The organism is Flavobacterium xinjiangense (assembly GCF_900142885.1).
Taxonomy (GTDB): domain Bacteria; phylum Bacteroidota; class Bacteroidia; order Flavobacteriales; family Flavobacteriaceae; genus Flavobacterium; species Flavobacterium xinjiangense.
In genome coordinates, this window is record NZ_FRCL01000010.1 from 1 (window position 1) to 13,420 (window position 13,420).

Annotated in this window: 10 protein-coding genes and 1 pseudogene; 5 read left to right on the forward strand and 6 right to left on the reverse strand. The window is 31.8% G+C overall.

Features of this window, described 5'->3' with window-relative positions; all coding sequences use genetic code 11:
• Nucleotides 1-297 (reverse strand): annotated as a pseudogene (locus BUC23_RS12105) (hypothetical protein); the annotation flags it as partial.
• Nucleotides 298-396: 99 nt separating this feature from the next.
• On the opposite strand from BUC23_RS12105, the gene BUC23_RS12110 reads away from it, so the two are divergent.
• Together BUC23_RS12110 and BUC23_RS12115 are read left to right on the forward strand one after the other, a co-directional pair.
• On the forward strand, nucleotides 397-624 hold the full coding sequence (locus BUC23_RS12110; RefSeq protein ID WP_073209796.1) for a hypothetical protein: 228 nt from the start codon (nucleotides 397-399) through the stop codon (nucleotides 622-624).
• A gap of 101 nt (nucleotides 625-725) precedes the next feature.
• Entirely contained in the window at nucleotides 726-2,768 is a 2,043-nt protein-coding gene (locus BUC23_RS12115; RefSeq protein ID WP_073209798.1) for a tetratricopeptide repeat-containing sensor histidine kinase, read from the forward strand.
• Here BUC23_RS12115 and BUC23_RS17845 read toward each other — a convergent pair.
• Nucleotides 2,728-2,982 carry an AbiJ-related protein gene (locus tag BUC23_RS17845; protein ID WP_407918680.1) on the reverse strand — a complete coding sequence of 85 codons (255 nt, stop codon included), beginning with the start codon at nucleotides 2,980-2,982 and terminating at the stop codon, nucleotides 2,728-2,730. The genes BUC23_RS12115 and BUC23_RS17845 overlap by 41 nt on opposite strands.
• 230 nt (nucleotides 2,983-3,212) lie before the next feature.
• Here BUC23_RS17845 and BUC23_RS17850 point away from each other — a divergent pair, with 230 nt between their 5' ends.
• The gene (locus BUC23_RS17850) at nucleotides 3,213-3,371 is read left to right on the forward strand and encodes a DUF1810 family protein (RefSeq protein ID WP_407918681.1); all 159 of its coding nucleotides are present in this window, start codon (nucleotides 3,213-3,215) and stop codon (nucleotides 3,369-3,371) included.
• Nucleotides 3,372-3,732: 361 nt separating this feature from the next.
• Nucleotides 3,733-4,767, forward strand: a complete 1,035-nt coding sequence (locus tag BUC23_RS12125) for a DUF932 domain-containing protein (RefSeq protein WP_073209800.1) — start codon at nucleotides 3,733-3,735, stop codon at nucleotides 4,765-4,767.
• Nucleotides 4,768-5,608: 841 nt separating this feature from the next.
• Here the strand turns inward: BUC23_RS12125 and BUC23_RS12130 are convergent.
• The 4 genes from BUC23_RS12130 to BUC23_RS12145 form a co-directional block, all read right to left on the reverse strand.
• Nucleotides 5,609-6,259, reverse strand: coding sequence for a nucleotidyl transferase AbiEii/AbiGii toxin family protein (locus tag BUC23_RS12130; RefSeq protein ID WP_073209803.1), 651 nt, complete (start codon nucleotides 6,257-6,259; stop codon nucleotides 5,609-5,611).
• An 8-nt stretch (nucleotides 6,260-6,267) separates the two neighbouring features.
• On the reverse strand, nucleotides 6,268-6,732 hold the full coding sequence (locus BUC23_RS12135) for a helix-turn-helix transcriptional regulator (RefSeq protein WP_073209805.1): 465 nt from the start codon (nucleotides 6,730-6,732) through the stop codon (nucleotides 6,268-6,270).
• A gap of 387 nt (nucleotides 6,733-7,119) precedes the next feature.
• Entirely contained in the window at nucleotides 7,120-12,003 is a 4,884-nt protein-coding gene (locus tag BUC23_RS12140) for a T9SS type A sorting domain-containing protein (RefSeq protein ID WP_073209807.1), read from the reverse strand.
• 359 nt (nucleotides 12,004-12,362) lie between these two features.
• The gene (locus tag BUC23_RS12145; RefSeq protein WP_073209809.1) at nucleotides 12,363-12,614 is read right to left on the reverse strand and encodes a hypothetical protein; all 252 of its coding nucleotides are present in this window, start codon (nucleotides 12,612-12,614) and stop codon (nucleotides 12,363-12,365) included.
• A gap of 399 nt (nucleotides 12,615-13,013) precedes the next feature.
• On the opposite strand from BUC23_RS12145, the gene BUC23_RS17220 reads away from it, so the two are divergent.
• Complete coding sequence (locus tag BUC23_RS17220; RefSeq protein ID WP_139259861.1) at nucleotides 13,014-13,352, forward strand: helix-turn-helix domain-containing protein; 339 nt, start codon at nucleotides 13,014-13,016, stop codon at nucleotides 13,350-13,352.
• The last annotated feature ends 68 nt before the right edge of the window (nucleotides 13,353-13,420 follow it).

The following is a 13,420-nucleotide window of genomic DNA, read 5'->3' on the forward strand; positions in this document are numbered from 1 at the left end:
AACCTTTGCAGTGGAATCGTGGCGACCTTTGCTTCGGAATGGGTGGCGTACTTTGTAGCGGAATCGTGGCGACCTTTGCAGCGGAATATCCAGAAGGTTAAGATCAATAAGCGTTAGATCTATATTTATATTTTGTTTTGAATGAAAAAGAATTGCATCATAAGCGCCTTTACAATTGTAACACTTAATAAAATTAGGTTTAAAATCCTGTAATTCAACCTCTAATAATAAATTTATATAACTATCAACTGTCATGGGGTGATCGTCTACAATCAAAATATTAAGAGCTCTTTTCATTTTTTTATTACAAAACTAACTAAATATTACGGTTTTACCGTAAAATACCTGATAAGTAAATATGTCTTTTTGCAGTAATAATATTTAACAAATTTAATTATGAAACGCAAATTATTTATTTTAGGCCTTATTTCTTTTTTAACTTACTCATGTTCAACTGATGAAGGTGAAATCCTACAGGGAGAAAAATCCGTTGCAAAAATTAACAGCCAATATGATGTAAAAAATTTAACAAATGAAATGACAATTGATTCTATTAAAATTTCAAGTTTAGAAGTAGATATTACTGATGGTGAACCTAGTAATCCAATTCCTCCAAGAAATTAAAATCTAAATTGATTAAAGAAGAATATGTAACCGTTCTCCTTTACATATTCTTCTTTTTAAATTGTAGTACCTTTGAAACAATATAATTTAACAATTACATTTTGGGTACTCTAAGCAAAATTACATGTTTTCTGACACTATTTATTATATGTTGCACAAAAAATAAGACTGTATTCCATGAAAAAAAAGATGTTATTTTTTTTGATAAAAATTATAATAATCTAACAAAGTTAAAAAAAGAAAATTATCTAGATTCATTAGGTGACCTTTTGATAAAAACTAGAGAAAATGATACACTTACTAGGAATCTACATTTAGAATTAGCGACCGAATATTATTATATCAATAATATAAATAAATCTTTATCTCATAGCGAAAAAGCATTAAAACTATCAAAGGAGGTTAACGATATTATTAGAGAGCCTAAGGCATTATTTTATATTGGTGATTGTTATCGAAACACCCGAAAAGACAGTGCCTATTTTTATTATTTACATGCTGAAAAATTATATATTAAAATTCAAGATTATGATAATACTGCTCGAATGTTATTTAATAAAGCTCATATTCTATTTTATGATGGAAATTATATCGAATGTGAAGTAGAGATTTCTAATGCAATACGCTATTTAACTAAATCAAAAAATTATCAATTAATATATTCTTGTAATAATTTAATGGGTAATTGTTTAGAGAAATTAGCTAATTATGATGAAGCATTGCGCTATCATAAAATTGCAATGGAATGTTTAGATACGATGAGGATAAATAATATCGATAAAGATGAAATAAATAATTACAACGTAACGTCTATTATTAACATCAGTAATTTATATGATTTAAAAGGAGAATATTCTAAATCTATAACAGCACTTCAAGGTATATTGACTGAAGAATTAAAAAATAGATGGCCCAGATTATATGCCAATGTTCTAAGTAATTTGGCTTATTCTAAGATGAAAAATGGGGATTATAATAACGTTCAATCCATGTTTTTTGAGGCATTAAATATTGTTGAGAGTTCGGGAATTGAGTCTGATGTTTTGTATAAAAAAATATATTTAGGTGAGTTTTTCTTAACTCAAAAAGATACAATAAAATCAATTGAAATTTTAAAGGAGGCAAATGAATTAGCGGTAAAGATTAAAAGTAGTAATGAAGTTTTGACTTCTTTAAAATTACTTTCCACTGTAGATATAAAAAACAGCTTATTTTATGCTAATACATATATTAATGTAAGCGATAGCATAAACTTAGTTCAAAAAAATGCACATCATAAATATGCTAGAATTGAATATGAAACATCATTAGTAACGGATGAAAATAAAGTTTTGAGTAAGAATAATTTATATCTTTTGACTATTTGTGTAGGACTACTATTTTTATTTATAATAATTTCGCTATTTAGGCATATAAAATATAAAAATAAAGAACTAATTTTTTTAAAAAGGCAGCATTTAGCAAATGAGGAAATATACCAGCTATTATCACAAGAGCATGAAAAAATGAATATTGTCAAGGAGAATGAAAAAGCCAAAATAGCAAAAGAATTACACGATGGCATTATGAATAAAATATACGGTGTTCGAATGAATTTAGGTTTCATGAATACCAAAATTGATGATAAAATAATAAAAAAAAGGAGAGAATATATCGATGAACTACAAAATATTGAAAACGAAATAAGAACAATTTCACACGATTTAAGTTACACTACTTTTTTTGACGGAAATGACTTTAATTATCTGTTACGGAGTTTAATTGAAAATCACCAAAACATTATAGAAACTCACTTTAAGCTCGAAAGTGATCCACAGATTGAATGGTTATCAATACCCAATATTTACAAGATAAATATGTATAGAATAATCCAAGAGGCTATTTTAAATGTTAGTAAATATGCAAATGCCAAAAACTGTACTATTAAAATTATACTCCATAATTTTTTAGAATTAAATATTATAGATGACGGTGACGGTTTCGATGTGAATCATAAAAAAAATGGAATTGGTTTAATTAATTTGAATGAAAGGGTAAAATCCCTCAAGGGCCATTTTAAAATTGAATCAGTTAAAGGAAAGGGAACAAAAATTAACGTAATGTTTAGTCTTCATATTTTAATGATGGACCAAAAGTATTCATAAAATAAAATTGAACATCCCCGTCCAAAATCTGAAAACGTCGCAAAAAAGCATAATCTAAACTCCAATCATTGTTAACAACCAAATGCTCCCTTATATCTTCGAATGAATTAGGAAATCTGCAATCTGATGAAAGCATTGTTTGTAAGGAACATATCTTATTAAGGAAAGTAATGACACCATCAAAATCATTATAATAAAAGAGGCTAAACGTTATTTATCTAGTTTATCTAAGAACATCAATATAGGAATTAAGTATTCGATTGTGATCCCGGCAACTCAACATTCTAAGCAAAATCATCTAAATTAAGAGTAGTTTACGGAATATTATTTGATTGAAAGCGTAAATAATAAGTTAGTTCAAATTCCACCGCGATCCTGTTTTGGGACAACACCTGAGAAATTTCTTTAGTTGTTCTTCAACTTGAGGGAAAAACAGCTACATAAATATTTGGTACTCCGGACGATTTAAAATTACGCTCTTGCATGATAGTATTTGCCACGGTAGAAAATGCCCATCCCGTATTTAGTAAGGTATTGGAAAAATATTTTAAAAGCATACCGGATCAACATACACTACAATTGCTAAACAAGATCAAGTTATAATCCAAAACTAGTTGACCATCTGCTTTATCCTCTGAAAAAAACATTCTTCAAAGAAAATAACTAGTAGTCCAGTAAATACCATTGGTACGGATCGTAATATTCCTCAATCAATTGCCTAATCTGAAATTTTTAATATCGGTTTTTTTTTGTGTGAAAATTGAAATGATTTTAAATCCAGTTTTCATTCCAAACGGACTAAAAAGCAGCTAAGATAGTGTCTAATGGATGCTGCAAGCGCATAATGGCTGAGTTACACTAGCCACCCTTCGGGACTTATAGCTCTCCACATCCATAAGCCCCTTATGACGGGTACAGAGGAAGGAATTGAAAAATTAATAGTAATAATCTAAATCGAAACATCATGGCACACAATCTCAATTACAACACTCAGACAGCAAAACACAGCTTTTTCAGCGTGAAAGAAAAAGCATGGCACAATTTAGGGCAGGTTATACAGGAATATCCCACAAGTACAGAAGCAATACTCCATGCAGGATTAGACTACGAAGTCGAAAAAAGAAAACTTTTCACTCCCAGTCTACAGGACAGCAACATCGAAGTACCAAATTATTTCAGTACTGTACGCACCGATAATGATGCCGTTTTAGGCGTAGTGGGTAAAGATTATCAAATTGTACAAAACAAAGATGCCTTTTCATTTTTTGATGCTATTGTAGGCGGTGATGGTATCTTATACGAGACGGCAGGAGCTTTGGGCAAAGGGGAACGCATTTTTATTACCGCTAAACTTCCCAACTATATCCGCGTGGGCAAAGATGACCTTATCGAAAAATACCTTTTCCTAACGACTTCCCACGACGGAAGCGGAAGCATAACAGCAGCCTTTACTCCTATTCGTATTGTATGCGCCAATACCCTCAATGCCGCACTGCGTAACCAAAGCAATACGGTACGCATTCGCCATACCTCCAACGCCAAACAACGTTTGGAACAGGCACACAAGGTCATGGGTATTTCCGATGTTCTATCGGTACAAATGGAAGCGATTTTCAATTACTGGACAAAAATTCGTATCTCCGATAATGAAGTAAAAAAACTCATTCAGTCTGCCCTTGCACCTAGCAAAGAGGTGCTCAAAAACCTCCAAGGGGGCAATGAGGACGAACTATCTTCTTGCTTTACCAATATGGTGGATAGTGCTTTTTCATATGCCATGTCCGACCCTACCCAACTAATGGACACTACCAAAGGCACCGTTTTTGGAGCATACAATGCCATAACGGGCTACTTTCAAAATGTACGCACGTACAAGGATGATGAAGCCAAAGTGTCTTCGCTTTTAATGGGTGGTACTGCACAATTACGAGCACAGTCGGCTTTTAACCTGTGTACTGATTTTGCAGCTGTAGGAGTGGATGCGCTACTCCTGAATTAATTCATGAGGACAGTTAGGTTGTACTAGCTGTCCTTTTTAAAATCGACTATCCTTCTACTTTTAAAATAGTAACGAGAACAAATAAATTATAGACACTTTCAAATGCCATACACCATAGACTAATTTTTCGCGTTGTTTGATATGCAAAAATAAAGTAAAACGTAAACCAAAAGGTGTGAATATGTGCGCCGCCCCGCCATTATTATTCCTTTCGTAATAATAATGGCGGGGCGTTCAGAACCGAATGATTCCTTATACTTGTAACTTTGTACATTAACATCTTACAATTCAGATCTTATTGACTGAATCATATTTTTTTTAGAAAACTGTTTGTAACCTATTAATCGACGTACTAAAGTAGAAAGAACAACCAAAATTCGAATACAGTGATAACGACTTAAAAAAATATAGTTTTACCCCGAATTTATTTACTGTATTTGATATCCAAAGTACACGAATGACTTAAAAGAGCTCCCGTTTTAGTATCACTAAAAATCAGGTGGTCAATTTTACCGTTTTTTACAAAGACTACTTAATTTGTTAATAGACCATAGTCATTATCATTTTTACTAGATACAGCGCTGGACACTTAATTTGTCATCTTAATTGACACTAATATTGCTAACCACGGAAAGTCGAGTCTTCTCCACTCAAAAAACGCATCAAGACCCTGTCAAAAGAATGATATCCTTTATTGCGTTCCTATCGATTTGACATAATTTACAGTATAGTAAAATGGAAAGTTTTTTTAGCGGATATTTAGCATTCTAGTTTCATTAGTCAATAAAGTTTCAATAAAATGGTTATGAAAAATACTTTCACTCTCTATTTAAAAAAAGTACTAAGCCTCCAAGGGTTCAATAAACTCAATCATATTGAGTTTTATAAATTCCCAATGTCTTCCCCTTAGACACAAGGGTTCAAAATCATCATCGGCCTGGGTGAAGTCAGTGAATTTTTCTCTCAACAAATCTCTATCATGGGTATAGGGATACCTTTTTTTGTGTAAGGCAAACATCTCGCTAATGGTAAAATCATCTTTTAGCCTATCGATATCCCAAAAGTCTTTTTTTCTTCCTGTCCTTTGCACCACATCGAGTTTCATCGCTGTGATCTCTGCTCTACTCGCTAGTCTGAGCATATCAAATACTTGTACTTCGTCTATAAAATCATCCGTGTAATAAAGATCCAATTTCACACTTTCATCACTGCTACTTCCTACATAATACGACTTGCCCATACCTATTGGGGCAATATCCATGCTATCAACATAAAAGTAGTGAGCCCTTAGATAAGCATCGATGGCATTGAAATCCAAGCTTCCGTAGTCAGCATCACTAAAAAGATCAATATCCACAGACATTCTGTGCCCGTAATATAGGCTTAATGCTGTACCTCCTACAAGTCGAAAAGATTCGAATTCTTTGGCCTGCATCAAATCCTCTAAAATAGTTTTAAGAAGCGGAGTAACTGTATTGAAATGTAGTGCCATAACTTGATTTATAGGTTTAGGATTGAATTAACGGTATCAAAACCATAAAAACGGCTAATCTCCTTTTTTTCTTCTTCATTGCCACGCTCAAAAATTCTTTTGATTACCGCTTTCTTTTGTCTCTGCCAGTCTATTTTTTTGATGTCCGTATCCCAAAACAAGACTTTTCTGAGTTGACTTAAATTAGGCTTCTGGGCGTTTAGCTGCTTGTTTTCTTTCTTCTTCTCCTGCTCAATATCATAATACACCTGCAATACCATCAAATAACCTTCTTCAATAGCCAATAATTTTTCAATCTTAAGTGCCAGCGGTGTATTCATCCTGCGTTTGCCCTTAGTAATAGCCGTCAATGTTTGTGGAAATTCACCAATTGAAAGCGCAAACTGTCCCTTGCGCAGATGGCGTTTTTCCAATTCGCGTTCCAAAACATAGCCGGGATGAATCCCCTTAATGATATCAAGTATATTTTTCATAACACAAAAGTAAACAATTTTGTTTACACAACATTGATAATTATTTACAAACATGAAAAGTAACGTTGGGCTAACCTTAAAGTGGAAAAACCGGTCAAATTGAGCACCCAATTTATTACAATTTTTTTCTGATTTGTGTTTGTTGCCTATTGCAACGGCTACGAAGTCAGGAGACTTCGCAGAGCAATCCCTACTTTTAATTTTATTCTCGGGTTTTACGGAACACTTCGTGCAGCGGGCAAATCAGCGCCATGAGGAAAAGCTTATAATTGGTTCGTAAACCGCGGTACAAACGTTACGTTTTGCAAATATAATTTAAAGTAGGTACTCGTTGAAAACGAGCACCAGAGATAGTGGACAAACGAGCGCCAGTGGAGGTATGTTGTCTTAGTTTTTAATTACTTTTTTAGTCGAATGTCCTGTATTGGTTTCGATAATCAATAAATATTCTCCCTTTGCTAAATGTTTCAATGAAATTTGAGATTGTGTTGTCGTTTCCACTTTTTGTCCCGTTAGCGAGAACACTTCCACTTTTTTCAATTCTATATCTGCTGGAACTACAATGTTTAATATATCATTAGTAGGATTTGGATAAATTAATACTAAATTGTTGTTTTTCTCAAAAGTATTATTAGACAATGTACAAGAAGTAATGCTATAATTTGCGGTAGCATCTTTTTTCCATCCAGTATTTGGGGGCGTGGCACTATCTGCTTCAATACATTTAAGATTAGGGTTCCCCGTGGCATCAAAACCGGTTATTTTGCTATTAAACCCGTTTTTAACATTTAATGTTGTCAATTGATTTGAAGAACATTTCAAATATGTCAAAGATGCATTTTTTGAAACATCTAAATTTTTTAATTGATTTGAGCCACAACTTAATTCTTTTAATACAACGTTTTTAATGACATCCAAGTTGGCAATAAGGTTAGTGGTGCAATATAATCCAGTCAATGCACTATTTTTAGATACCTCCAAACTAGGTAAAAAATTAGAAGTACAATCCAAAGTAGTCAACACTGTATTATTTGAAACATCTAAATTAGGTAACAAATTGGTAGTGCAATTCAAATTTTTCAAAGCAAGATTTTTGGAAACATCAAGTGAGGCTAGACTATTTGAACTGCAATCTAAAGTAGTCAAAGCAATGTTTTTTGAAACATCTAATTTCATTAATCCCTTATTGTAATTGTTGGAATCGCCATTGTTGCTACAATTTAAATCAGTCAAAGCAATATTTTTGGAAATGTCAAGGCTCATCAAATAATTTGAATTGCATTGCAGTCTAGTCAAAGCAATATTTTTGGAAAGATCTAAAGTTGTCAAAGCATTTGAGCTGCATTCTAAAACTTTAAGTCCTGTGAAATCCTGAATTCCAGTTAAATCGTTTATTCTAGTGAAATGACCATTTGCATAGCAATTAATAGACAAGATCGAAACATCTTTAATATTATTTGTAACAACTTTTCCGTCTTGTTTATCATCAAGGTTTAAAGAGAGTAACGCTTGTTCAAATTGGAAATCCGGAATAAGTGTGTAAATCGTGCAATAACTTTCGTTGTATCCTGCCAGAGAATCTTTTTGGTCAAACCAATTGCTGTTAGAGTAAGTAGCGTTGTCTACCTTAATGCAAGTAAGGTATGGGTTTGCTCTAAAATCGACCATGCTTAACAAGATATTTTTTCCATTTTTTATATCAACATTGGCTAAATTGTTATTGTTCCCACGAAACGTTTTCAGATTGGTGTTTTTGGAAAGATCCAAACTAGTTAATCTGTTTTGGCTACAATTTAAATCAGTCAAAGCAATATTTTTAGAAAGCTCAAGAGTGGTCAAATTATTTACAGAACAATCTAAAGTAATCAAATTAAAATTACTAGAAACATCCAGTTTTGTTAACTGATTCGATCCACAAAATAAACTCACTAAAGCAGTATTTTGGTCTAGATCCAGGTTTATTAGCGGATTTTGATAACAGTTCAGCCACTTCAAAGAACTATTTTGAAAAACATTCAAACTTTTTAATTGATTATTTTGACAGTTTAGTATTTCTAAAGAGGAGAAGTTCTCAATACCAGTCAAATCGTTAATGGAACCAGACGAAACATCCAGGGAAATTATTCCCTCAATACTAGCAGTCAATACTTTTCCATTTTTTCCATCAGTATCTATTCCCAATGCAATCAGTTTGTTCTCAAAATTGGTGTCAGGAATTAATGTATAAGGAAATAAACAGTCTTTGTCATTATATTCTGCCTGAGGATCTTTGTTATTGGTCCAGTTAGCTTTTGAGTATAGTGCATTATCTACCAGAATACAAGTTAAATCAGGATTTAAATTAAAGTTGGGATTGATAAATAAAGTGTTTTTTCCGTTCTTTAAATTCAAATTTGATAGTTTGTTATCAGTACAACTAAATGCAGACAAATGAATGTTTTCAGAAAGATTAAGGTCTGATATTAGATTTGAACTGCAATTCAGACCTGTCAATAATACATTTTGTGAAACATCCAAAGTTGTCAATTTGTTTGACTTGCAATTCAGTTTTGTCAATTCCAATCTTTCAGAAATATCAAGGTTTGTTAATTGATTTAAACTGCAATCTAAACTGGTTAAAGCGGTATTTTTGGAAATATCCAAACCGGTTAACTGATTTGTGTGGCAAATCAACTCCTTTAAAGCGACAAAATCCTGTATTCCTGTCAAATTTGTAATAGAACTGGAAGATACATTTAGCGATGTTACCTTTGAAATATTTGTCGTTAATACTTTTCCATCAATAGTACCTGAGTCCAGGTCAAGACTAATTAATTTATTTTCAAAATTCACATCAGGAATACTGGTGTAAAGTGTACAGGAAGTATCGACATAAGTTGCTGTAGCATCTTTATCGCTATTCCATCTGCTTGTGGCATCAACGGCATTATCTACCAGTATACAAGTCAGATTAGGGTTATAGGAGCAACCAAAATAAGCAGTCATAAAATTGTTTCTTCCATTTTTTAAATTCAAATTCAAGAGTTTGTTATTTCCACAATAAAAAACCTTCAAATTTCCATGCTTAGAAAGATCCAGACTGGTCAATTGATTTCCACTGCAATCAAAATAGCTTATCTTTAAATTGTTTGAAATATGCAGGTTTGTTAGCTGATTTTTCTCACAAAGCAACCAAGCTAAGTAGGGGTTTTTAGAAACATCTAAAGATGTTAATTTATTTGACCCACAATATAAAGAAGCTAAAACTGGATTTTTAGAAAGATCTAGGCTTGTGAGTTGGTTTGAAGAACAATGGAAATCATACAAAAAAGCATTGTTAGTTACATTCAAACTTTTTAATAAATTAGACTCACATCTCAAAAAGGATAAAATTACATTTTGGGAAACATCCAGTGTGGGTAATTTATTTGTGCCACATTGTAAATAAGTCAAAGCAAAATTTTGCTTTAAATTCAAACTGGATAAATCATTTGATATACATGATAAGCTTTTTAATAACAAATTTTTGCTGAAGTCCAGGTTTTTTATCAAATTGAAATTACAATTCAAACTAATCAAAGCAATATTTTTAGAAACGTCCAAGCTTCCTAACGAATTTGAAGAAACATTAAGATCAATTAAAGCTATATTATTTGATAGATCCAAATTTGTCAATCTATTAGAATCACACTGTAAATTTTTTAAGGCCACAAAATCCTTTATCCCTGTCAAATTTGAAATCGAAGAGGAAGAAACATCCAAAGATGTTAAAGACGAAATTCTGGATGTCAATATTTTTCCGTTTTTTCCATCTGTATCATATCCTAAAGCAATTAGCTTGTTCTCGAAATAGACGTCTGGAATTAATGTGTATGCAGCAACGGCAACACAAGCAGTATCATTATAACTAGTTGTATTGTCTTTCGCAGATGCCCAATTAGCATTGGAATAAGCCGCATTGTCAACCAAAACACACAATAAATTTGGATTTGTTTTTAAGTTGAGATTAGTCAGTATTGTGTTATTTCCATTTTTAAGATTTAAACTATGAAGATTGTTTTTTTCACAACGAATACTGTTCAAATTAATGTTTTTAGAAAAATCCAGCGCATACAATTGATTTATGGAGCAATTTATTGAGACTAAAGAGAGATTGCTGGACAAGTCCAATCCTTTGAGGGCATTTCCTGAAGAATTAAGATTGGTCAGCGCTGCAAAATCTTTAATTCCCGTCAAATTGAGAATATTGCTATAGGACACATCTAAAGAAGTTAAAGAAGAAATATTTGTAGTAATTACTTTTCCATTTTCACCATCTTTATCAATGCCTAATGCGATAAGCTTTTTTTCAAAATTAGCGTCAGGAATTAATGTGTAGGTATAACAGGCTACCTCATTATATTTTGCTGAAAATTCCAGTTTGTCAATCCAATTCGACTCTGAATAGGCTACGCTATTAACCAAGATACAAGTCAAATTGTAGCTATAAGTGCAGTCTATTCTAAAAGTAGAAATGTTCTTTCCGGTTTTTAAGTTTATAGTTGTTAACAATGAGTTTGTGTCACATACCAAATCTGATAAAACTTCATTTTTGGATAAATCTAAAGTTACAAATCTGTTGTTTGAACAACCTAAGCTTTTTAATGCAATGTTTTTAGATAAATTAAGGCTGGTAATTTGATTGTTGCTCAAATTCAAATTAACCAAAGCTAAATTTGTGGATAGATTTACATCGGTCAATCTATTAGATTCACAGCGTAATATCTTCAAGGCTATGTTTTTAGAAACATCAAGAGTTGAAAGTTGATCTAAACCACAATTTAAATCTGTTAATGACAAATTCTTAGAAACATCTAAGGCTATCAATGGATTAGAATTAGAGTTAAGAGCTTCTAAAGCTATATTTTGACTTAAATCCAGAACAGTTAGTGAATTCGTAGAACAGTTCAGAGTAGTCAAAGCTAAATTTTGTGTTAAATTTAAAGTTTTTAATGAATTGGAGGAACAGTTCAATGTTTTCAAAGAGGTAAAACCCTCTATTCCTGTTAAATTTGAGATAAATTTAGCGGAAACATTCAAACTAGTTATGTTCGCAATATTAGCAGTTAGTACCTGCCCGTCTATGGTGCCTGAGTCGTAACCCAAATTAATCAGGGCTTGCTCAAAGTTAGGATTAGGTATAGCTGTGAATCCTGCATTTGTTTTGTGTAAAGATTTTGTAGCTTGAGCTATTGTAGTTATACTAAAAAATAAGGTTGTAAATAGTATTACGAAGAGTTTGTTTTTTTTCATATCTAAAAGTTATACTTAAGAAAATTTTTACAAAAATAACTTATTAGTCGCATCTTTTTAAAAAAAACATTAAAAATCTGATTAATACTATATTGATGAGCAAGTGTATAAGGATAAAGTGTGCTCAATAATATAATGCAAGAGCGCTTTCTTTATAAAGGAGCGTTTTTTTTATGCCTGTTTATGTACTAAAAAGACCTGCTGTCCGCTGTATCTCTTCGCTACGCTACGAGGTAATTGTTAAATAATTCGACCATCAGGGCTAGGAATAACGAACTATTTTCATAATACCGTTTCCTATAGAAACCACACGATAGGATTGCCTTTATCGAATTTCATTTCGTGCGGTAGCGTGGGAATTATCTATACTGTTCTCCTATGAAACCACTTTTTATAACTAACATATTAAATGTTGCACCAAATGATGGTTTTCCTTCGCTTTTACTATAAACTTCCTTATTCATAATACGCACAAAAATTTCATACGAAACATCTTCATAATAATATCCTTTTCCAGTTTTTTTAAATTCGACATACAATTTTTGTCCGTCGTGTGCAATTCTTTCAATATTATCTGAGTCAAACCCAATTTCTTGCCATTTTAAATCCATAATAATCTAATTTTTTTATTTTTTCATCCAACGTATTATAGTGTCTCCATAATTTAAACTATTTTAAATGAACCAAAAAGCAAATTATTGAAATTGAAAGTCTTATATTTACTTCATTACATTCTTAATTAACCACTTTTCAATCCTACAATTCCAACTAATAAAATTGGAAATGAGCTCGAATATTTCAGTATATAGAATATGTGGATTTTGTGGTTTTGAGTTCCTTGCAAAGAAAACCACAGCAAAATATTGCTCATTAAAATGTGCAAGTAAAGAGTATAAGCGAAGGTTGAAAAATCAGAAAATTGAAAGCTCAAACCTTCAAACAATCAAAATAAAAAATCAGCCGCTTATTGATCTTAAAGACAAAGAATTTTTAAATGTAAGACAACTGCATTGCTTCTAGGTTTTTCAGTTAAAACTATCTATCGTTTGATCAATACTAAAAAAATAAACGCCTATAACTTTTCAGAAAGAAAAACCTTAATTAGACGGTGCGATATTAATGCTTTATTTGAAAAGCCACAAATTGGATTTGAAGTAGTATTACGACCAATAGAACAAAGAAAACAGGCTGAAATTAAAGACTGTTATACTATCACTGAAATACAAAAGAAATTTAGTCTTTCCAATGGAGCCTTATACAATCTTATAAAACGTAACAACATAAGTAAATTTTCAAAGGGAAAGTTTACTTATGTTGCTAAAAAGGACATTGAAGCTTTTATAAAGTAATATCATAATTCATCTAAAGCAAAGTTCAGCTATAGGTTTGGCAAGAAAATTTAAGGCAGTAAAAAAAT

Coding starts and splice junctions, on each gene's coding strand:
- BUC23_RS12110 (WP_073209796.1), top strand. CDS start 397: ATGAAACGCAAATTATTTATTTTAGGCCTTATTTCTTTTTTAACTTAC.
- BUC23_RS12125 (WP_073209800.1), top strand. CDS start 3,733: ATGGCACACAATCTCAATTACAACACTCAGACAGCAAAACACAGCTTT.
- BUC23_RS12130 (WP_073209803.1), bottom strand. CDS start 6,259: ATGGCACTACATTTCAATACAGTTACTCCGCTTCTTAAAACTATTTTA.
- BUC23_RS12135 (WP_073209805.1), bottom strand. CDS start 6,732: ATGAAAAATATACTTGATATCATTAAGGGGATTCATCCCGGCTATGTT.
- BUC23_RS12140 (WP_073209807.1), bottom strand. CDS start 12,003: ATGAAAAAAAACAAACTCTTCGTAATACTATTTACAACCTTATTTTTT.
- BUC23_RS12145 (WP_073209809.1), bottom strand. CDS start 12,614: ATGGATTTAAAATGGCAAGAAATTGGGTTTGACTCAGATAATATTGAA.